This window comes from Cellulomonas persica, from assembly GCF_007989825.1.
GTDB lineage: Bacteria > Actinomycetota > Actinomycetes > Actinomycetales > Cellulomonadaceae > Cellulomonas > Cellulomonas persica.
In genome coordinates this window covers 51,456-70,783 of the sequence record NZ_BJUA01000013.1, presented here as the reverse complement: position 1 = coordinate 70,783, position 19,328 = coordinate 51,456, and the positions used below count along the sequence as shown (strand labels likewise).

20 protein-coding genes are annotated in these 19,328 nt (G+C 74.0%); 10 read left to right on the top strand and 10 right to left on the bottom strand.

What is annotated here, in order from left to right; translation table 11 throughout:
• Positions 1 to 343 precede the first annotated feature (343 nt).
• Positions 344 to 1,045, top strand: a complete 702-nt coding sequence (gene lexA / locus CPE01_RS12970; protein ID WP_371862009.1) for a transcriptional repressor LexA — start codon at positions 344 to 346, stop codon at positions 1,043 to 1,045.
• 5 nt (positions 1,046 to 1,050) lie between these two features.
• Positions 1,051 to 1,284, top strand: coding sequence for a hypothetical protein (locus tag CPE01_RS12965; protein ID WP_146807240.1), 234 nt, complete (start codon positions 1,051 to 1,053; stop codon positions 1,282 to 1,284).
• A gap of 139 nt (positions 1,285 to 1,423) precedes the next feature.
• On the opposite strand, the gene CPE01_RS12960 is transcribed toward CPE01_RS12965, so the two are convergent.
• The 4 genes from CPE01_RS12960 to hflX all read right to left on the bottom strand — a co-directional run bounded on the left by CPE01_RS12960 (position 1,424) and on the right by hflX (position 6,569).
• A complete protein-coding gene (locus tag CPE01_RS12960) occupies positions 1,424 to 2,437 on the bottom strand; it encodes an L-lactate dehydrogenase (RefSeq protein WP_146807239.1) in 1,014 nt (337 codons plus the stop codon).
• Positions 2,438 to 2,577: 140 nt separating this feature from the next.
• Positions 2,578 to 4,656: an ATP-dependent DNA helicase gene (locus tag CPE01_RS12955; RefSeq protein WP_146807267.1), complete on the bottom strand. Its 2,079-nt coding sequence runs from the start codon at positions 4,654 to 4,656 to the stop codon at positions 2,578 to 2,580.
• Positions 4,657 to 4,887: 231 nt separating this feature from the next.
• Entirely contained in the window at positions 4,888 to 5,025 is a 138-nt protein-coding gene (locus CPE01_RS16495; RefSeq protein ID WP_186811533.1) for a hypothetical protein, read from the bottom strand.
• Positions 5,022 to 6,569 carry a GTPase HflX gene (gene hflX, locus CPE01_RS12945; protein ID WP_146807238.1) on the bottom strand — a complete coding sequence of 516 codons (1,548 nt, stop codon included), beginning with the start codon at positions 6,567 to 6,569 and terminating at the stop codon, positions 5,022 to 5,024. The genes CPE01_RS16495 and hflX overlap by 4 nt, the downstream gene beginning before the upstream one ends.
• A gap of 120 nt (positions 6,570 to 6,689) precedes the next feature.
• Here hflX and CPE01_RS12940 point away from each other — a divergent pair, with 120 nt between their 5' ends.
• Together CPE01_RS12940 and CPE01_RS12935 are read left to right on the top strand one after the other, a co-directional pair.
• Positions 6,690 to 7,310, top strand: coding sequence for a class I SAM-dependent methyltransferase (locus tag CPE01_RS12940; protein WP_146807237.1), 621 nt, complete (start codon positions 6,690 to 6,692; stop codon positions 7,308 to 7,310).
• Between the two features lie 34 nt (positions 7,311 to 7,344).
• A complete protein-coding gene (locus CPE01_RS12935) occupies positions 7,345 to 8,874 on the top strand; it encodes an MFS transporter (RefSeq protein ID WP_146807236.1) in 1,530 nt (509 codons plus the stop codon).
• Here the strand turns inward: CPE01_RS12935 and CPE01_RS12930 are convergent.
• From CPE01_RS12930 to CPE01_RS12910, 5 genes are all read right to left on the bottom strand, one after another.
• The gene (locus CPE01_RS12930; RefSeq protein WP_146807235.1) at positions 8,826 to 9,164 is read right to left on the bottom strand and encodes a TlpA family protein disulfide reductase; all 339 of its coding nucleotides are present in this window, start codon (positions 9,162 to 9,164) and stop codon (positions 8,826 to 8,828) included. The genes CPE01_RS12935 and CPE01_RS12930 overlap by 49 nt on opposite strands.
• Before the next feature lie 35 nt (positions 9,165 to 9,199).
• Positions 9,200 to 10,189, bottom strand: a complete 990-nt coding sequence (gene dapF / locus CPE01_RS12925; RefSeq protein WP_146807234.1) for a diaminopimelate epimerase — start codon at positions 10,187 to 10,189, stop codon at positions 9,200 to 9,202.
• Positions 10,186 to 11,145 carry a tRNA (adenosine(37)-N6)-dimethylallyltransferase MiaA gene (miaA, locus tag CPE01_RS12920; RefSeq protein ID WP_146807233.1) on the bottom strand — a complete coding sequence of 320 codons (960 nt, stop codon included), beginning with the start codon at positions 11,143 to 11,145 and terminating at the stop codon, positions 10,186 to 10,188. Before miaA ends, dapF begins: the two co-directional genes overlap by 4 nt.
• Positions 11,142 to 11,963 carry a class III extradiol ring-cleavage dioxygenase family protein gene (locus CPE01_RS12915; RefSeq protein ID WP_146807232.1) on the bottom strand — a complete coding sequence of 274 codons (822 nt, stop codon included), beginning with the start codon at positions 11,961 to 11,963 and terminating at the stop codon, positions 11,142 to 11,144. The genes miaA and CPE01_RS12915 overlap by 4 nt, the downstream gene beginning before the upstream one ends.
• 157 nt (positions 11,964 to 12,120) lie before the next feature.
• Complete coding sequence (locus CPE01_RS12910; RefSeq protein WP_146807231.1) at positions 12,121 to 12,678, bottom strand: type III secretion system chaperone family protein; 558 nt, start codon at positions 12,676 to 12,678, stop codon at positions 12,121 to 12,123.
• Positions 12,679 to 12,832: 154 nt separating this feature from the next.
• Between CPE01_RS12910 and CPE01_RS12905 the strand changes: the two genes are divergently transcribed.
• A complete protein-coding gene (locus CPE01_RS12905) occupies positions 12,833 to 13,423 on the top strand; it encodes a type III secretion system chaperone family protein (RefSeq protein ID WP_146807230.1) in 591 nt (196 codons plus the stop codon).
• Positions 13,420 to 13,938 carry a type III secretion system chaperone family protein gene (locus tag CPE01_RS12900; RefSeq protein WP_146807229.1) on the top strand — a complete coding sequence of 173 codons (519 nt, stop codon included), beginning with the start codon at positions 13,420 to 13,422 and terminating at the stop codon, positions 13,936 to 13,938. The genes CPE01_RS12905 and CPE01_RS12900 overlap by 4 nt, the downstream gene beginning before the upstream one ends.
• Before the next feature lie 132 nt (positions 13,939 to 14,070).
• Here CPE01_RS12900 and miaB read toward each other — a convergent pair whose 3' ends face one another.
• On the bottom strand, positions 14,071 to 15,648 hold the full coding sequence (gene miaB / locus CPE01_RS12895) for a tRNA (N6-isopentenyl adenosine(37)-C2)-methylthiotransferase MiaB (protein WP_146807228.1): 1,578 nt from the start codon (positions 15,646 to 15,648) through the stop codon (positions 14,071 to 14,073).
• A gap of 168 nt (positions 15,649 to 15,816) precedes the next feature.
• Between miaB and CPE01_RS12890 the strand changes: the two genes are divergently transcribed.
• The 4 genes from CPE01_RS12890 to CPE01_RS12875 all read left to right on the top strand — a co-directional run bounded on the left by CPE01_RS12890 (position 15,817) and on the right by CPE01_RS12875 (position 19,271).
• Positions 15,817 to 16,617: an amino acid ABC transporter ATP-binding protein gene (locus CPE01_RS12890; RefSeq protein WP_146807227.1), complete on the top strand. Its 801-nt coding sequence runs from the start codon at positions 15,817 to 15,819 to the stop codon at positions 16,615 to 16,617.
• Between the two features lie 91 nt (positions 16,618 to 16,708).
• Entirely contained in the window at positions 16,709 to 17,566 is an 858-nt protein-coding gene (locus CPE01_RS12885; protein ID WP_146807226.1) for a glutamate ABC transporter substrate-binding protein, read from the top strand.
• Between the two features lie 170 nt (positions 17,567 to 17,736).
• The gene (locus tag CPE01_RS12880) at positions 17,737 to 18,408 is read left to right on the top strand and encodes an amino acid ABC transporter permease (RefSeq protein ID WP_146807225.1); all 672 of its coding nucleotides are present in this window, start codon (positions 17,737 to 17,739) and stop codon (positions 18,406 to 18,408) included.
• On the top strand, positions 18,405 to 19,271 hold the full coding sequence (locus CPE01_RS12875; RefSeq protein ID WP_146807224.1) for an amino acid ABC transporter permease: 867 nt from the start codon (positions 18,405 to 18,407) through the stop codon (positions 19,269 to 19,271). The genes CPE01_RS12880 and CPE01_RS12875 overlap by 4 nt, the downstream gene beginning before the upstream one ends.
• The last annotated feature ends 57 nt before the right edge of the window (positions 19,272 to 19,328 follow it).

Genomic DNA, 19,328 nt, shown 5'->3' with positions numbered 1-19,328 from the left:
CTGAGGTACAGCGCACCATCGACCACTGACACACCCGCCGACCGCTCACGCACAGACCCCGTCCGCGGACGTACGGCCCGCATGACGACGGCACCACGGCTCGCACCGAGGCCTCCTCCGCGCAGCACCGCCCGCAGGCGGCTGGCGTCGAGGACGTCGGTCGGGGCCGTGGAGACGTCGCCACGGGGGCGGAGCAGCCGGGGGATCACGGGGGGACGGTGGGGCGCACCGAGCGACCGGGTCGACCACGGCCGGGCGACGGACGTGGACTGGAGGGGTGGACGTGACGGACGAGCGGACCGACGACCAGACCGAGAGCGGTGCGCAGGGCACGCTCGGAACGGTGCACGAGCTGCCCGAGACGCCGCCGGGCCCGGACGGCCTGACGGCGCGTCAGCGCCTCGTGCTCCAGACGATCCGCGTCTCCGTCGAGACCCGCGGCTACCCGCCGAGCATGCGCGAGATCGGCGACGCGGTGGGGCTGACGAGCCCGTCGAGCGTCAAGCACCAGCTGACCGCTCTCGAGCGCAAGGGCTACCTGCGCCGCGACCCGAAGCGGCCGCGCGCCATCGAGGTCGTCCACGCCGACGACTCGCGCGGCGTGCCGCAGTTCACAGGGGACGGCGGCTCCGAGCTCGAGCTCGGCGACACCGGGTCGGAGCGCCTGGCCGCGCCGGCGTACGTCCCCGTGGTCGGCCGGATCGCCGCGGGCGGCCCGATCCTCGCGGAGCAGGTGGTCGAGGACGTCTTCCCGCTCCCCCGCCAGCTCGTGGGTGACGGTGAGCTCTTCCTGCTCAAGGTCTCCGGAGACTCGATGGTCGACGCGGCGATCTGCGACGGCGACTGGGTGGTGGTCCGCCGCCAGCCGGTCGCGGAGAACGGCGAGATCGTGGCGGCGATGATCGACGGTGAGGCGACGGTCAAGACTCTGCGTCGCGCCGACGGGCACGTCTGGCTCATGCCGCACAACGCGGCCTACGCGCCCATCCCCGGCGACGACGCGACGGTCCTCGGACGCGTCGTCAGCGTCCTGCGCAGCCTCTGACGCCCGTGCCTGGCCGCCTCCCCGACCCGGGCCGCGACGTCGGCCGCCGCCTGCGCGACGCCCTGACGGACGACGAACGCGCCGAACGGGCGTCGGCCGGGGCCGCGCCGGCCGAGCAGGAGCCCGCGCACGACGGCCCGGACGACCGCGCCGTCGTGGCGACGCAGGACGCGGGCGGGCATCCACCGACGGACCCGCCGACGGACGAGGGCCGCTGGGAGGACGTCTGGGCCGACTGACGCCACCACGGCCGCGTCAGTCCCGTCGAGCACGTCATCGACCCGCGCGATCTCGGTCGGCCGGGTGTCGCCCGCCCAGGGCCCGGCCCGCTCGGAACCTGCTCGGATCGGCGCGCTCGGGCCTCGTCCGCCCCGGATGTCAGTAGCCGAAGCGGCGCGCGACGTCGCGCACGGCCTGGGCCGAGGCGCGCAGGCCCGAGAGCTCGTCGACCGACATCGGGACGGGCAGGCGGTCGAGCACCCCGGCCGAGCCCACGATCGTCGGCACGGACAGGCACACGTCGCTGATGCCGTAGTAGTCCGTGAGCAAGGAGGAGACCGGCAGGACGCGCCGCTCGTCCTTGAGGATCGCCTCGATGATGCGCGAGCCAGCCAGGGCGACCGCGTAGTTCGTCGCGCCCTTGCCCTCGATGATCCGGTACGCGGACTCGACGACCTCGCGCGCGATCTCCTCGCGCACCGCGTGCGTGAGCGGACCCTGGCCCTCGATGCCCTGCCACTCGAGCAGCGGGATCGCGCCGATCGACGCCGAGCTCCACAGGGGCAGCTCGGAGTCGCCGTGCTCGCCCGCGATGTACGCGTGCACGTTCTGCACGGCGACACCCGTGTGGTTCGCGATCAGGTAGCGCAGGCGTGAGGAGTCGAGCACGGTGCCCGAGCCGAACATCTGCGTGGGCGGCAGGCCCGAGATCTTGAGCGACGCGTACGTCACCACGTCGACCGGGTTGGTGACCATCACGTAGACGGCGTGCGGGGCGACCTCGACCAGCGAGGGCAACACCTTCTTCACCAGGCCGATGGTGGCCTCGGCGAGGTCGATGCGCGTCTGGCCGGGCTTCTGCTTGGCGCCCGCGGTGAACACGACGACGTCGGCGTCGGCGCAGACCGCGATGTCGTCGGACCCGACGACCTCGGCCATCGACATGAACTGGATGCCGTGCCCGAGGTCGAGCGCCTCGGCCTCGACCTTCGCCTTGTTGATGTCGAACAGCGCGACGTTGCGAGCGGCGCCGCGCATCAGCGCGGCGTACGCCATGGTCGAGCCGACCGCACCGGCGCCGACGATCGCGAGCTTCGAGGTCCGGCGGTGGGCGGCGCCCACGGGTGCGGTCGAGTCGTCGCTCGCCGGGTGCTCAGCGATCTGCTCGGACATGGTGCGCCTCCTGGTGCAGCGGTTCGTGCGGGTGAGGTCGTGCGTCGGGCCGTACGGTCGTGGACGCTGCTGCCGGGCCGGAATGGGCCGCGTCACCTGGGCGTCCGCTGACCGCTGGCCCTCCCGCGCAGGCTACCGGCTCACTCGTCGCGCAGGCGCGCTAGGGCCGCCACGGCGACGTCGCGGTCGGTCGTGCGCCAGAACGGCGGCATCGAGCGGGCGAGGAACTCGCCGTAACGGGCCGTGGCCAGGCGCGGGTCCAGCACGGCGACGACGCCCTTGTCACCGGGGCCGCGCACGAGCCGGCCGGCGCCCTGCGCGAGCAGGAGCGCCGCGTGCGTCGCGGACACCGCCATGAAGCCGTTGCCTCCCGAGGCGGCGACGACGTCGGCGCGCGCCGAGCGCACCGGGTCGTCGGGACGCGGGAACGGGATGCGGTCGATGAGCACGAGCCGGCACGCACGGCCCGGCACGTCGACGCCCTGCCAGAGCGCGAGTGAGCCGAACAGGCACGTCGGCTCGTCGGCCGCGAACTGCGCGACCAGGGTCGGGAGCTGGTCGTCGCCCTGCAGGAGGACCGGGACGTCGAGGCGCTCGCGCATCGCCTCGGCCGCGGCGGTCGCGGCGCGCCGCGACGAGAACAGCCCGAGCGTCGCCCCGCCGGACGCGCGCACGAGCGCCTCGATCTCGTCGAGCTGGGCGTCGGTCGCGGGCTCGCGGCCGGGCGGCGGCAGGCGACGCGCGACGTAGCAGATGCCCTGCTTCGGGTAGTCGAACGGGCTGCCGACGTCGAGGCCGCGCCAGCGCATCGGTCCCGTGACGGCGACGGCGGGCGCGGGGTCGGCGCCGGGCACGGTCGTCGGCCCTTCGGGCTCGAGGTCGGGCCGCTGCTCGAGGCCCACGGAGCGGGCCATCGGGTCGAACGTGCCGCCGAGTGCGAGCGTCGCGGACGTCAGGACGGCGGTCCGCCCCGCGAACAGCTGCGTGCGGATGAGGCCGTTCACCGCGAGGGGCGCGGCGTGCAGCCGCGTCGTCACCGCTCCCGAGCGGTCCTCGCCGCGCGCGCACCACAGGACGGTGCGCGCGGCGTCCTGTGGCTCGGAGGTCATGCGCTCGGCGGTCTCGAACAGCGTGAGCACAGCCGACTGCGCGACCTTGCGGCCCCCGTCGGCAGGCGCCGCGCCGCCCGGCGAGCCGGGCTCAGGCCGTAGAAGGGACAGGAGGGTGCGCGCCGCGTCACGCACCGCGGCCACGGCGCTGTGGACGTCGTCGGGCAGGCCCCCGGGGAACCGGCCCTCGCGCAGTGGCACGATCACACCCGCGAGCGCCTCCCCCGCGGCCTCCAGGTCCGCCGCCGGGACGCCTCCGTGCCGCCTGGCGACGCGCGCCGCGTGCTGCACGACGGGCAGCGACAGCTCGGCGGTCGCCTGCGTGGTGACCCGGTCCGCGAGCTCGTGCGCCTCGTCCACGACGAGCACCTGGTGCTCGGGCAGCACGTTCGGTGAGCCGGACGCGGCGATCCCGAGCATCGCGTGGTTCGTCACGACGACGTCGGCCTCACGCGCCCGTCCACGCGCGCGTTCGGGGAAGCACTCGTCGAGCTTGGGGCAGACCGAGCCCATGCACTCGAGCGACGTGACCGACACCTGACGCCACGCACGGTCGCTGACGCCGGGTACCAGGTCGTCGCGGTCGCCCGTGTCCGTCTCCTGCGCCCACTCGCGCAGCCGCACGACCTGCTGCCCGAGCGCACCCGGGCCGGACCCGCCCGCCGACGGGTGCTCGGCCGCGCCGGCCTTCTCCGGCAGGTCGAACAGCGAGCCCTGGTCGTCGGCCGGGTAGCCACCCTCGACCTTGTGCAGGCAGACGTAGTTGTGCCAGCCCTTGAGCAGCGCGATGTCGGGGCGGCGCGGCAGGTGCGGCGCGAGCGCGTCGGCGACGAGCGGCAGGTCGCGCGTGAGGACCTGGCGCTGCAGCGCGAGCGTCGCGGTCGAGACGACGACGCGCTCGTCGGCGTGCACCGCGTGCTGGACGGCGGGCACGAGGTAGCCGAGCGACTTGCCGGTCCCGGTGCCCGCCTGCACGAGCAGGTGCTCGCCGGTGCGCAGCGCCGCGGCCACCGCGCGCGCCATGGTGTGCTGACCGTCGCGACGAGCGCCGCCGAGCGCACCGACGGCCACGTCGAGCAGCTCGTCGACCGCACTGTCCCGGTCGATCATGTCCCGGTCAGTGATGCCCCGGTCAGTGTCGCGTTCGGCGCGGTCGGGATCGGTGCCGCTCTTCGTGGTGCCGCTCTTCGTGGTGCCGCTCTTCGTGGTGCCGCTCTTCTGAGTGCCGCTCCGCTCGGTGCCGTCCCCTTCAGGGTCGTCGGCGTGCGGCTCGGGCGGCGGCGCGGTGTCGAGTGCCCGGGCGTCGTCGGGTGCGGACGAGGGCGAGGGCATCGGTCCAGCCTAGTGCCGGACGACGAGGGCGCCCCGCGACTCCCCCGCCGTCGCGACGCCCGCAGCGAGGCCCACGACGAGGTCCATGGCGACGACCGCCGCGCCGACGATCGCGACCGGGACGCGCCGCTCCCGGCGCGCCGTCACGCGCGTCGGACCGACGCCGCCTCGAGCTCGGCCGCGAGCGACTCGTCGACCCGGGCGCGCAGCAGCGTGCCGTCCGCGGTGTGCTCCTCGTGGTCGATGTCGCCGTGCTCGTGGACGCGGTTGACGAGGTCCCCGCGCTGGTACGGCACGACGACGTCCACCGCGACGCCCGGCCGCGGCAGCTGGTCGGCGATGAGCGCCTGCAGCTCGGCGATCCCCTCGCCGCTGTGCGCGGACACGACGATCGAGTGCAGCTCGCGCGACCGCAGACGGGCGATCACCTCGGGAGCCGCGAGGTCGGCCTTGTTGAGCACGATGATCTCGGGCACGTCCATCGCACCGGGGATGTCCGCGAACACGTGCCGCACGGCCGCGATCTGCCCCTCGGGGTCCGGGTGCGACGCGTCGACGACGTGCAGGATCAGGTCGGCGTCCGCGACCTCCTCGAGCGTCGAGCGGAACGCCTCGACGAGCTGGTGGGGCAGCGCCCGCACGAAGCCGACCGTGTCGGCGAGCGTGTAGACGCGGCCGTCGACCGTCTCCGCGCGGCGGACCGTCGGGTCGAGCGTCGCGAACAGCGCGTTCTCGACGAGCACGCCCGCGTGGGTCAGCCGGTTGAGCAGCGAGGACTTCCCCGCGTTGGTGTAGCCGGCGATCGCGACCGACGGGATCGCGTGCCGCTTGCGCGACGCGCGCTTGGTCAGCCGCGCGGGCTCCATCGCCGCGATCTCGCGACGCAGCTTCGCCATGCGGTTGCGGATGCGCCGCCGGTCGAGCTCGATCTTGGTCTCACCGGGTCCGCGCGACCCCATGCCCGCCCCGGCGCCGCCGACCTGGCCACCGGCCTGGCGGGACATCGACTCACCCCAGCCGCGCAGGCGCGGCAGGAGGTACTCGAGCTGCGCGAGCTCGACCTGGGCCTTGCCCTCACGCGACTTGGCGTGCTGGGCGAAGATGTCGAGGATCAGCGCGGTCCGGTCGATGACCTTGACGCGCACGATGTCCTCGAGCGCACGCCGCTGCGAGGGCGCGAGCTCGCCGTCGACGATCACGGTGTCCGCACCGGCCGCCGCGACGACGGAGGCGAGCTCGGCCGCCTTGCCGGAGCCCAGGTACGTGCCCGCGTCCGGCTTGGCGCGACGCTGCAGCAGACCGTCGAGCACGGTCGAGCCCGCGGTCTCGGCGAGCGCCGCGAGCTCGCGCAGGGACACCTCGGCGTCCTGCAGCGTGCCGTTCGACGTGCCGCCCGACGACGACGAGCCCCAGACGCCGACGAGGACGACCTTCTCGAGCCGCAGCTCGCGGTACTCGACCTCGGTGACGTCCTCGAGCTCGGTGGACAGGCCCGCGACGCGACGCAGCGACGTGCGCTCCTCGAGCTCGAGCTGGTCGCCGTCGTACGACGAGTGCACGGTGCCGCCGGCGTGCAGCGCGGTCCCCGCCCTCGCGAGCACCCGCGCCACCACGTCGTCGGCCACCTGCTGGGGCGAGCGCGGCTCGTCCGGCGTCGGGCTCGTTGTGGTGGTGTGGTGGGTCTCGCTCACGCGGCTCCTTCTCGTCCGGGCACACGGGGACGTCCTGCGTGCCCCTCCAGGGTCGCACGCACCGCGCCGCGCGTGCGAGGTGTTTCGCTGCCGGCGCAGGCTGCTCGGTAGGGTCGGCGCGTGGCCGCAGACCACTACTTCACCGCACAGCCGGCCTCCCCCGACGAGCGCCGCACCATCGTCGTCCGCCTCGCCGGCCGGGACCTGCAGGTCCAGACGGCGGGCGGGGTCTTCTCACCCGACCACGTGGACCACGCGACACGGGTCCTGCTGGACGAGGTGCCCCCGCCACCGGCCGCGGGCGACCTGCTCGACCTCGGCTGCGGGTGGGGTCCGCTCGCGCTCGAGCTCGCGCTGCGCTCGCCGGGCGCGCGCGTGTGGGCCGTCGACGTGAACGAGCGGGCGCTCGACCTTGTGCGGCACAACGCGGCGGCGGCGGGTGCGGCGAACGTGCGTGCCGTGCAGCCGGACGCCGTGCCGGCCGACGTGCGCTTCGCCGCCATCTGGTCGAACCCGCCGATCCGCGTCGGCAAGCAGGCGCTGCACGAGCTGCTGCTGCGATGGCTGCCGCGTCTGGCTCCGGGTGGCGTGGCCTCGCTCGTCGTCGGCAAGAACCTGGGCGCCGACTCGCTGCAGCGATGGCTCGCCGAGCAGCTCGAGGGACGCGCGACCGTGGAGCGTGTCGCGAGCGCCAAGGGCTTCCGCGTGCTGGAGGTCACGTCGGCCGACGGGAGCGCCTGACGGCTCTGTCGGCACCGGCGCCTAGGCTGCCGGGATGCCCTCCGTCCTGACCGACGACGCGCGTGCGGCCTGGGTCCGCCTGCGCGCGACGACCTGGGCGATGTGCGCCCTGGTGTTCCTCGCCGCCTTCGAGTCCCTCGCCGTGACGACCGTCATGCCGACGGTCTCGCTCGAGCTCGACGGCGCCGCGCTGTACGCCGTCGCGTTCGCCGCGCCGCTGGCATCGGGCGTCGTGGGGATGGTCACCGCGGGCGCCTGGGCGGACCGGGCCGGGCCTGCGCGCCCGCTGCTGGCCGCCGCGATCGCGTTCGTCGTCGGGCTGGTCGTCGCGGGCACCGCGCCGACGATGGTCGTGCTCGCCGGCGGTCGGCTCCTGCAGGGTCTGGGCGGCGGCGCGCTCACCGTCGTGTCGTACGTCGTCGTCGCGCGGCTCTACCCCGGCGCGCTGCACCCGCGGGTGTTCGCGGGATTCTCCGCTGCGTGGGTCGTCCCGTCGCTCGTCGGACCACCCGTCGCGGGGTTCGTCACCGAGCACCTCGACTGGCGGTGGGTGTTCCTCGGGGTCGCGCTCATCGTCCCGCCGATCGCGACGGTCGTCCTGGCGCGCGTCCGGTCGCTCGGACCACCCGAGCACCCCGAGCCCGCGCCCGACGGGCTCACGCCGGCAGGACGCGCCGCCGACGACGCGCCCACGACGGTCGCCGGTGCGCGACGGATCGCGTGGGCGGTGCTCGCCGCCGTCGCCGTGCTGGTCCTCGGCGTCAGCGGCGAGATCGGCGGGGCCGCGACGGTCGTCGTCGCGCTCGTCGGCGTCGCGGTCGCGCTGGGTGCACTGTCACGCCTGGTCCCTCCCGGCACGCTGCGCGCGGCACGCGGCCTGCCCGCGGTGATCGCCGACCGCGGCCTGCTCGCGGGCGCGTTCTTCGCCGCGGAGGTGTACCTGCCGTACCTGCTGACCCGCCGGTACGACGTCGCCGCCACGTTCGCGGGCGTGTCCCTGACCGCCGCGGCCCTCACGTGGGCGAGCGCCGCCTGGGTGCAGGGCCGGCTCGGCGAGCGGCTGCCGCACGCGCGCGCCATCCAGGTCGGCACCCTGATCGTGACGGTCGGCATCGCGGGGACCGGAGTCGGCGCCGCCGTCCACGCCCCGATCCCGCTGCTCGTCGTCGCGTGGGCGGTCGCAGGCTTCGGCATGGGCCTGACGTACGCGCGCCAGACCGTGCTCGTGCTGCGGTACTCCACGGGCCGTGCCGCGGGCACCAACAGCTCGGCGCTGTCGGTCTCCGACTCCATCGGGGCGTCGCTGGCCCTCGCGGTCACGGGCGTGCTGTTCGCGGCCGTCTCGTCGCGCGGCGGCGCCACGCCCTACGTCGCGTGCTTCGCGCTCACGGCGGCGCTCGCCGCGGGCGCGGCACTCCTGGCCGCGCGCGTCACGCCTCGCGCGGCGCACGGGCACGCCGGCGCGAGCGCGAACGTCGCCGAGGACGCGCCGGACGACGTACGCACCGGCGCGGCTCAGCGGTCGTCAGACACCCCGACCGACTCGAGCGTCGCGCGCACCTGAGCGAGCCGCGGGACGCCGGCCGCGCGGTCGCGGATCCGCCCGCGGGAGTCGAGCACCAGGACCGTGGGCGTGCTCAGGACGCCCAGCCGGGCGCCGAGCGCCTCGCCACGCGAGCCGGCGACGTCGAGCTCGACGAGCCGCACGCCGTGGGTCGTCTCGACCGCGCGCTGCAGCACCACGCGCGCCATCCGGCACGGCTGGCAGAACGTGCTCGACAGCTCGACGACGGTCGCGCGCGGACCGAGCTCGACCCCGAGGTCGTCGGACGTGAGGACCGTCGGAGGTTCCACGGCATGCGCCGACGCCGCCGCCGGTCCGGCGGTGCTCACCGGCTGAGCAGCGCGGTGAGGTCGACGTCCATCTCGCCCACGAGCACGGCGGGACCGGCCAGCTCGGCGTGGTCGTCGCCCAGCGCGGTCACGCGCACCGTGCCGCCCGGCACGTCGACGAGCCAGGTATCGGGCGCGCCGGCGCCCGCCCACGTCCGGACGGCCATCGCGGCGGCGACCGCACCCGTGCCGCACGAGCGGGTCTCCCCCACGCCGCGCTCGTGCACGCGCATGCGCACCCGTCCCGTCGTACGCCCGTCCACGACGGCCTCCCCGAGCGGGACGACGATCTCGACGTTCGTCCCGTGCGGCGGCACCGGCTGCACCTGCGGGGCCCGCGTCAGGTCCAGGGCGTCCAGCTCGGCCACGTCCGGCAGCGCGAGCACGCTGTGCGGGTTGCCGACGTCGACGGACAGCGCCGGGCGGACCACGTCCAGCCCGGTGACCGCGACCTCGGCGTCGAACCCTGCCTCGGCCGCGGCACGCCCGCCGGGCAGGTGCCAGCGACCGATGTCGAACGCGAACCACGCGCCGTCCCCGACGCCCTGCGGCGCGGCGACCCGGCGCACGCGCATGACGCCGGCGCGCGTGCCCACCGCGACCTCGCCGGCCTGGGGCCACAGCCCGAGCCGGTCCAGGTAGAGCGCGAACACGCGCACGCCGTTGCCGCACATCTCCGCGACCGAGCCGTCGGCGTTGCGGTAGTCCATGAACCACTGCGCCTCGGGTGCGTCGGCGAGCAGCGCGGCACCCTCCGGCACGTGCCGGCTCGCGACCAGGCGGATGACGCCGTCCCCGCCGACACCCGCGCGCCGGTCCGCGAGCGCCCGCACGAGGTCGGCGCCGAGGTCGAGGCGACCGTCGCGGTCGTCGACCAGCACGAAGTCGTTCTGCGTGCCGTGGCCCTTGGTGACGTGCAGGAGGCCGTCGGGGCGCGCGGGCGCGCCGGTCCCGTCGTCGAGCGACGTGCGCACGGCTGTCGTCATGAGCCCAGACTACGGCGGGGCGCCGGGTCGTCCGTGGCGAGTCCGAGACGGCCGGCGTCCGCCTCCGCGACCAGCGCGAGGGCCTTGCCGACGAGGTCCGGGTCCTGCGCGTCGAGCCAGTGCACGCGCGGGTCGCGGCCGAACCAGCCCATCTGCTTGCGCGCCAGGCGTCGCGTCCCGGCCGTGATCGCCTCGCGTGCCTCGTCGGGCGTGAGCTCACCGCGCAGCATCGCGGCCGTCTCGGCGTAGCCCACGGCGCGCGCTGCGGTGCGGCCCAGCCCGTGCGCGAGCAGTCCCTCGACCTCGGCGACGAGGCCACGATCGAACATGTGCCGGGTGCGCGCCGCGACCCGCTCGTCGAGCACCGCACGATCGCAGTCGAGGCCGATCTGCACGGCGGGGACCTCGTACACGTGCTGCGGCAGGGACGCCGAGTACCGCCTGCCGGTGAGCTCGATGACCTCGAGCGCGCGCACGACGCGTCGCGCGTTGCGCGGTCCGATCGCGGCGGCCGCGTCGGGGTCGAGGCGCGCGAGCTCGTCGTGCAGCGCGCGCGACCCCTCGGCCTCGACGCGTGCCTCCAGGCGCGCCCGCACGTCCGGGTCGGTCCCCGGGAACTCCATGTGGTCGAGCAGTGCGCGCACGTACAGGCCCGAGCCGCCCGCGGCGACCACACGCGCGCCGCGCGCGGTGCAGTCGTCGATCGCCGCGCGCGCGAGCGCCTGGTAGTCGGCGACCGACGCCTCCTCGAGGGGGTCGAGCACGTCGAGCAGGTGGTGGGGCACGCCCCGGCGTTCGTCGGGTGTCATCTTGGCGGTGCCGACGTCCATGCCGCGGTAGAGCTGCAGCGCGTCGGCGTTGAGCACCTCACCGCCCAGTGCGAGCGCGAGCTCGACGGCCAGGTCGGACTTGCCGGTCGCGGTCGGGCCGACGACGGCGACGACGAGCGCGCTCATGCCGGGGCCTCGACGTGCCACGTCCCGACGACGTGCTGCGCGCCGAGCAGCACATCCCCCGCGACGTCGGCACGCACCACGGTGCGTGGCCCGGCCGCGCCGACGAGCACCTGCCACGGACCCCAGCCGGTGACCGCGAGCCCCGCGGCCCGGTGGGGGTCGAGCGCCGCGAGGCGTTCGCGCGCCGCGGGGTCCGCCGTCCGGAGGTCGGCGACGAGTGCGTCGTCGTACGCGAGCGCGTCGGGGTCGTCGGCCAGCGGCGCGTCGGGGCCGTGCCGGCCGGACGCGGAACCGACGACGACGAGCGCGTCTCGTCCGGTTCCCGCGACGAGCCGCGCGCCGAGCGCACGCAGCGCTGTGCCGTCGGTGCCGGTGGTCTCCACGGCGTGCGTCGCCGCACCGCCCGCCGCGGCGAGCAGGCGCAGCGCCACCGCGGTCGAGACCCCCGCCGCCGGCGTCATGATCGCGGTGCCGGTGTCCAGCGGAGGCGGCGCCAGCGCGACCGGCGGGACCGGTGCGAGCAGCGTGTCCGGCACGCCCGCCGCCGCGAGGGTCGCACGGACCAGCCCGACGACCGCGACGACGTGCACGGCCGTGCTCTGTCCCGTCTCGCCGTCCGTTAGCACGTCAGCCCTTGACCGCGACGGGGATCGCGCAGGACGGCCGGGAGCGACGACGACGACGCGCTCGGCGCCCGCGACCGCGCGGCGCACCGCGGACGTCGCGGCCTCGCGCAGGCCGCCCGCGGCGTCCTGGCGACCGGAGACGCCCGGCACGAGCAGCGCGGTGTCCGGGACGAGAGCGGCGGCGACGAGCATGGGGGCGACGCTATCCGAGGTCGCCGCGCAGGCCGACGACGCGCGACGGGCCGACCCGGTCCGGGCTGCCCCGGTTCAGCGCTGCCCTGGTTCAGCGCTCGCCCTGGTCCGGCGCAGACCTGGTCGAGCAGACCTCGTCGGGAAGGGTACGGCCGGCTCAGGCGCGGCCGGGCTCGTCGGCGTCGTCCGACGCAGACGCCGCCGCACGAGCGGCTGCCGCGAGCGCACGGTGCTCCTCGACCGCCTGCGGGTACTGCTCGTCCAGGTGCGAGAAGAACGCGAGCGCCGTGGAGACCGCGCAACCCAGGTGCTGGTCGAGCTGGGAGTCGGAGACGCCCGGCCGGTAGTCGACCGCGTGCTCGGCGTACACGCCGAGCAGGTCGTCCTCGACGCGCACGTAGGTCTTCGGGAACACCTTCTCGGTGTTCCACGTGTTCGCGACCTCGAGGACCTCGAGGTAGTGCTCGGCGGACAGCGGGCGGGTCCAGCGCCCGCGGACCTGCAGGAACTCACGATCGGCCCCGATGCGCACGAAGTAGAAGACGTGGTCGTCCCAGATGCCGCCGATGTCGCCGTCGCCGTCGATCGCGTAGCGGTAGCCGTGCGCGTCCAGCGTCGCGGTGATCCGCTCGTGCGTGAGCGGCGCGAGCTCGCGCGGCTCGGGCGTCTGCTGCGGGGTGCGCTCGGGCGCGTCGTGCTTGCTGAAGAGGCCCATGGGCACCGTCCTCGTCGTCTCGGGACCCGGCTGGCGGATCGTGGCGACCCTAGCCCGCGTGCGCCGGGGCCCGCGAACCGGGCGTGACGCGACGCGTCCACGCTCTGGGACACCCACCGCGATCCGCGGGACGTGCGCGGGTAGTGTCGCCCCCATGGTCGCGCAGCACGACGAGCACCGCCCGTGGTGGCGTCGTCGGCGCGCGTCCGCCGACGCCCCGGCGGCCGGGCCCGAGCCCTCCGACGACGAGCTCCACGCGAACGTCACGCGCCTGCTCGCACGCGAGCTCGGTGTCGCCGAGCCGGCCGCCGACCACCCGCGCCCGGTGACGCCCGCACGGATCGCCGCGTGGATGGCGGACAACCACTTCAGCTACTTCGTCGACAACGACGGAGACCTCGGCGGCCTGTGGCGCGGTCGGCTGTTCTACTTCTTCCTGTTCGGCGAGAGCGCGGAGATCCTGCAGATCCGGGGCCAGTGGCACCGCGAGATCGCGATCGAGCGCCTCGAAGAGGTCCTCGACCTGTGCAACGAGTGGAACGCCGACCGCATCTGGCCCAAGGCGTACGTGCGCGTGCGTGACAACGGCCGCGTGCACGTCGTCTCCGAGGTCGCCACCGACCTCGAGCACGGCGCGACCGACGCGCAGCTCTCGCAGCTGTTGTTCTGCGGCCTGTCGACGGGCTCGATGTTCTTCGACGCGATCGACGAGAAGTACCCCGACCCCGCCGGGAGCGTGCCGTGAGCGGGCCGGGCTGGCTCCTGCGCGTGCTGGGCGGGCTGCCGAAGCCCGCCAAGGCCGCACCCGCCGACGAGGAGGAGCCGCGTCCCGTCACGCGCGACCGGGTCGGCGACTACCTGCTGGACAAGGGCTACCGGTTCGTCGTCGACGACGACGGCGACCTCACCGGCACGTGGGACGGCAGCCGGTTCTGGTTCCTGCTCCTCGGCGAGCACGGCGAGATCGTCCAGGTGCGCGGGCGCTGGCACCACCAGGTGCCGCTCGAGCAGCGGTCCGCGGTCGCGCTCGCGCTCAACGACTGGAACCGGGAGCGCATCTGGCCCAAGGCGTACCTCCGCGAGGAGGAGGGCATGCTCGCCCTCTACTCCGAGGTGAGCGCCGACTTCGAGCCGGGTGCGACCGACAAGCAGCTCGCCCAGGTGCTCTCGTGCGGCCTGGGGACGGGCGTGCAGCTGTTCGCCGCCCTCGAGGCGACGATCCCGGGCGGCGGGCCCGCTCCGGACGTGCCCGACAACTGACCCGACAGCTGACCGACGACTCACGGGCTCGCGACGGCGCCCCGCGCGCGACCGGCTCACGACACCGACGGAGCCCACCGCGTGACGAGGGAGATCAGAGGCCTGGCCGGGCGCGACGCGCCGCGACGCACCTCAGCGCACGGCGAGCGTCGGCATCCCGAGGCTCACCGGACCGGGTGCCGCCCCGGTGCCGCACGCGTCGCCGCCGTGGCCGCCCGCATGCTCGTCGTGCCCGGACCGACGCGCCTCCCACGCGTCACCTGCCCGCGTGCGCCGCACGGCGAACCGACCACCGACGAGCGCCGAGTCCGCGACGAGGTGGTGCGGGGCACCGTGCGTGACCTCGACGGTCACGAGGTCGCCGGGACGCGGCTCGTCTCCGGGCGCGAGGTCGAGCGGCAGCGCGAGGTGCACGAGCCGGTTGTCCGCCGCGCGCCCCGAGATCCGCTGGGTCTCGCCGTCCTTGCGGCCCTCACCCTCGGCGACGAGCACCTCGACGACCCGGCCCTCCTGCGCGGCGTTCTCCTGCGCGCAGATCCGCTCCTGCAGCGCGATCAGACGCTCGTACCGCTCCTGCACGACCTGCTTGGGGAGCTGCTCGGGCAGGTCCGCGGCGGGTGTGCCGGGCCGCGGCGAGTACTGGAACGTGAACGCCGAGGAGAACCGCGCCGCCTCGACCACGCGCATCGTGTCCTCGAAGTCCTCCTCGGTCTCCCCCGGGAAGCCGACGATGATGTCGGTGGTGATCGCCGCGTGCGGGATGGCCGCGCGCACCCGGTCGAGGATGCCGAGGAACTTCTCCGAGCGGTACGAGCGGCGCATCGCGCGCAGCACCCGGTCCGATCCGGACTGCAGCGGCATGTGGAGCGACGGCATGACCGTCGGGGTGTCGGCCATCGCGGCGATGACGTCGTCGGTGAAGGCGGCCGGGTGCGGCGACGTGAACCGCACGCGCTCGAGGCCCTCGACCGCGCCGACCGCGCGCAGGAGCTTGGCGAACGCGCCCCGGTCGCCGAAGCCCACGCCGTAGGAGTTCACGTTCTGGCCCAGCAGCGTGACCTCGATCGCGCCTGTGGCGACGAGCGCCTCGACCTCCGCGAGGATCTCCCCGGGACGGCGGTCACGCTCCTTGCCGCGCAGGTGCGGCACGATGCAGAACGTGCACGTGTTGTTGCACCCGACGCTGATCGACACCCAGCCCGCGTACACCGACTCACGGCGCGTGGGCAGCGTCGACGGGAAGACCTTGAGGGACTCCTCGATCTCGACCTGGGCCGCCGCGTTGTGGCGCGCGCGCTCCAGCAGGGCGGGCAGCACGTCGAGGTTGTGCGTCCCGAACACGACGTCGACCCACGGCGCACGCTCGACGATGCCCGCACGGTCCTTCTGCGCGAGGCAGCCGCCGACCGCGATCTGCATGTCGGGCCGGCTGCGCTTGGTCCGCGCGAGGCGGCCGAGGTTGCCGTAGAGCTTGTCCGCGGCGTTCTCGCGCACCGCGCACGTGTTGATGACGATGACGTCGGCGTCCTCGGCGGCCGCCTGCTCGGGCGTCGCCGCGACGTAGCCCGCCTGCTCGAGCATGCCGGCCATGTGCTCGGAGTCGTGGACGTTCATCTGGCAGCCGAGCGTCTTGACGAGATAGGTGCGCGCAGCGCCGCCGGACGTCGTCGTCGGCGGTGCGATCTCGGGCGCGTGCAGGGTCGTGGACATCACCGACCAGGGTAAGGCCGCGCGCCGCGGACCCCCGACGCGCGTCGGGCTCTCGGTGCGCTCGCGCAGGTCACCAGCCCGCGACGCGGAGACTGCGACGCACGAATGTTGCCTGATCGAAACGCGTGGACGGATGCACATCCGGACATTTCCCCCTACGTTCGACGAATGGCGGACCTCGCGACCGAACCCGATCCCGGCCCTGAGCCCGCACCCGCGCACGGCGAGCTCGGTCCCCCGCTCGTCGAGCTGCGTGGCGTGGACAAGCACTTCGGCGCGCTGCACGTGCTCAAGCACATCGACCTGACCGTCGCGCGCGGCGAGGTCGTGGTGATCATCGGACCGTCGGGCAGCGGCAAGTCGACGCTGTGCCGCACCATCAACCGGCTCGAGACGATCGACTCCGGATCGATCGTCATCGACGGGCGCGAGCTGCCCGAGGAGGGGCGCGAGCTGGCCCGGCTGCGCGCCGAGGTCGGGATGGTGTTCCAGTCGTTCAACCTGTTCGCCCACCGGACCGTGCTCGAGAACGTCACGCTCGGTCCCATCAAGGCCAAGGGCGTCAAGAAGTCCGACGCCGTCGCGCGGGCCCGCGAGCTGCTCGACCGGGTCGGCGTCGGCAACCAGGCCGCCAAGCTGCCCGCGCAGCTCTCGGGCGGGCAGCAGCAGCGCGTCGCGATCGCCCGCGCGCTCGCCATGGGTCCCAAGGTGATGCTGTTCGACGAGCCGACGTCCGCGCTCGACCCCGAGATGATCAACGAGGTCCTCGACGTCATGGTCGGGCTCGCGCGCGACGGCATGACGATGCTCGTCGTGACCCACGAGATGGGCTTCGCGCGGCGTGCCGCGAACCGCGTGGTCTTCATGGACGCGGGCGAGATCGTCGAGCAGGCCGACCCCGAGACGTTCTTCACGGCGCCGCGCAGCGAGCGCGCGCGCGACTTCCTGTCCAAGATCCTCACCCACTGAGGAACGGCCCCGCCGGTCCCCTGACCCGTCCCTCCGACCCCTCCGAGGCTTCCCGCACGACACGTTGAGATCCGACACGAAGGGAACCACCATGCGTACCCGAATCATGGCGACCGCGATGCTCCTCGCGGGCGCCCTCACGCTCGCCGCCTGTTCGTCCGACGACGACGGCGGCTCCGACGACGCGACGCAGGGCGGCACCGGCGGCAGCAGCGGTGGGACCATCCGCATCGGCATCAAGTTCGACCAGCCCGGCCTCGGCTTCAAGGACGGCGACACGTACACGGGCTTCGACGTCGCCGTCGCGAAGTACGTGGCGGACAAGCTCGGCTACGCCGAGGACGACATCGAGTTCGTCGAGTCGCCGTCCGCGCAGCGCGAGACGATGCTGCAGAACAAGCAGGTCGACATGATCTTCGCGACGTACTCGATCACCGACGCGCGCAAGGAGGTCGTGTCGTTCGCCGGGCCGTACTTCGTCGCCGGGCAGGACCTGCTGGTCGCGGCCGACGACGACACGATCACCGGCCCGGAGGACCTCGACGGCAAGAACCTGTGCTCCGTGACGGGCTCCACCTCGGCGCAGCGGATCAAGGACGAGTACGCGGCCGGAACGCAGCTGCTCGAGCAGCCCGGCTACAGCGAGTGCGTCACGGCCCTGACCGCCGGCACCGTCGACGCCGTCACGACCGACGACATCATCCTGGCCGGTCTGGCCGCGATCCCCGCCAACGAGGGCAAGGTCAAGGTCGTCGGGAACCCGTTCTCGGAGGAGAACTACGGCGTCGGCCTGCCGAAGGACTCCGACAAGTGCCAGGCCGTCACCGACGCCATCACGGCGATGATCGAGGACGGCTCGTGGCAGAAGGCGCTCGACGACAACGTGAGCGCGTCGGGCTACAAGCCGAACGCCGACCTCAACCCGCCCGAGCCCGCTGCCTGCTCGTGACCGCGTGCGCATAGCCCGCGCGTGAGCGCGTGCGGCCGGACGACGCACCCTCGTCGTCCGGCCGCACGGCGCAGACCACCGGCGCTCACGACCACCGGCACGACCGACCAGCACGACCGACCAGCACGACAGAGCAACACGACAGACCAGCGGCCACGACAGGAGGACAGGTGGACTTCGGGTCACTGTTCAGCGAGTTCGACGTGCTCGGCGCGTTCTGGGTGAACATCCAGCTCACCTTCTTCGCGGCGATCTTCGCCCTCGTGCTGGGCACGGTGCTGGCGGTCATGCGCATCTCTCCCGTCCCGAGCCTGCGCTGGGCCGGGACGACGTACGTGACGCTCCTGAGGAACACCCCGCTCACGGTGATCATCGTGTTCTGCGTCCTCGGGCTGTGGGGACAGCTCGGGATCACGCTCTCGTCGGACTTCCAGCGCAACTTCTTCTGGCTCTCGGTCCTGGGCCTGACCGTCTACCACGCGGCGTTCGTCTGCGAGGCCCTGCGCTCCGGGGTCAACACCGTGCCCGTCGGTCAGGCGGAGGCCGCGCGGGCGATCGGCCTCGGGTTCGGCGACTCCGCGCGGCTGGTGATCCTGCCCCAGGCGTTCCGCGGTGCGGTCGCGCCGCTCGGCAACGTGCTGATCGCGCTCACGAAGAACTCGACGGTCGCCGCCGCGGGGTCCGTCGCCGAGACCTCCGGCCTGCTCAAGCAGATGATCGAGTTCCGGCCGGACCTCATGGTCGCGATCTTCCTGGTGTTCGCGTTCGGGTTCGTCATCCTGGTCGTGCCCATCGGTGTCGCGACGACCAGCCTGTCGCGGCGGCTGGCGGTGGCCCGGTGAGCGGCTCGGTGCTCTTCGACGCCCCGGGACCGCGCGCCCGGCGGCGCATGGTCTGGGTCAACGTCGTGGCCACGGTCGTGGTCGTGGGTCTCGGTGTGTACGCGCTCGTCCTGCTCGACCGCAAGGGTCAGCTCGACGCCGACCTGTGGCGCCCGCTGTTCACCGCCAACGCGTGGGAGAACTTCTTCCTCCCGGGTCTGAAGCAGACGCTCATCGCCGCCGGCCTCTCGATCGTCACGGCGGGCGTCTTCGGCATCGTGTTCGGCCTCGGCAGACTCTCGGCCTCGCGCACGGTGAGGACCCTGAGCGGCGGGATCGTGGAGTTCTTCCGCGCCGTCCCGGTGCTGATCATGATGGTCTTCTTCTACATGGCGATCCCCCGGCTCGACCTCGTCTCGCCGAAGGACCTGCCGCTCGTCGCGGTCGTGCTGGGCCTGACCCTCTACAACGGCTCGGTGTTCGCGGAGCTCGTGCGCTCGGGCGTGCACAGCCTGCCGCGGGGACAACGTGAGGCAGCGCTCGCGATCGGCCTACGACGGTCCCAGTCGCTGCGACTCGTCGAGGTCCCGCAGGCGATCATCGCGATGCTGCCCGCCATCGCCAGCCAGCTCGTCGTGATCCTCAAGGACACCGCTCTCGGGGCGATCATCACCTACCCCGAGCTCCTGGCCGCCGCGCGGCGCTTCGGCTCGGGCAACGGCAACATCCTGCAGGCGCTCGTCGTGGCCGCCGTGGTCTTCATCCTGATCAACTGGCTTCTGACCCGACTCGCCGAGGCGCTCGCCGGGCGGGTCGGCCGCCGCACGGCAGGCCGCGCACGCGCCGAGGCGCCGAGCCTCGCGGTCGCCACCGCCCAGGACTGACCGGCCGACCCACCGCCGCGGTGGGCGGGCGCCGCGGCTCGGTCGGGCGGCGTGGCC

Excerpts from the sequence above, each read along its gene's own strand:
- CPE01_RS12960 (WP_146807239.1), bottom strand. The coding sequence starts at position 2,437 with ATGTCCGAGCAGATCGCTGAGCACCCGGCGAGCGACGACTCGACCGCA.
- CPE01_RS12955 (WP_146807267.1), bottom strand. The coding sequence starts at position 4,656 with ATGATCGACCGGGACAGTGCGGTCGACGAGCTGCTCGACGTGGCCGTC.
- CPE01_RS12915 (WP_146807232.1), bottom strand. The coding sequence starts at position 11,963 with ATGCTCGTCGCCGCCGCTCTCGTCCCGGACACCGCGCTGCTCGTGCCG.
- miaA (WP_146807233.1), bottom strand. The coding sequence starts at position 11,145 with ATGAGCGCGCTCGTCGTCGCCGTCGTCGGCCCGACCGCGACCGGCAAG.
- CPE01_RS12905 (WP_146807230.1), top strand. The coding sequence starts at position 12,833 with ATGGTCGCGCAGCACGACGAGCACCGCCCGTGGTGGCGTCGTCGGCGC.
- miaB (WP_146807228.1), bottom strand. The coding sequence starts at position 15,648 with ATGTCCACGACCCTGCACGCGCCCGAGATCGCACCGCCGACGACGACG.
- CPE01_RS12935 (WP_146807236.1), top strand. The coding sequence starts at position 7,345 with ATGCCCTCCGTCCTGACCGACGACGCGCGTGCGGCCTGGGTCCGCCTG.
- dapF (WP_146807234.1), bottom strand. The coding sequence starts at position 10,189 with ATGACGACAGCCGTGCGCACGTCGCTCGACGACGGGACCGGCGCGCCC.
- CPE01_RS12910 (WP_146807231.1), bottom strand. The coding sequence starts at position 12,678 with ATGGGCCTCTTCAGCAAGCACGACGCGCCCGAGCGCACCCCGCAGCAG.
- CPE01_RS12885 (WP_146807226.1), top strand. The coding sequence starts at position 16,709 with ATGCGTACCCGAATCATGGCGACCGCGATGCTCCTCGCGGGCGCCCTC.
- CPE01_RS12890 (WP_146807227.1), top strand. The coding sequence starts at position 15,817 with ATGGCGGACCTCGCGACCGAACCCGATCCCGGCCCTGAGCCCGCACCC.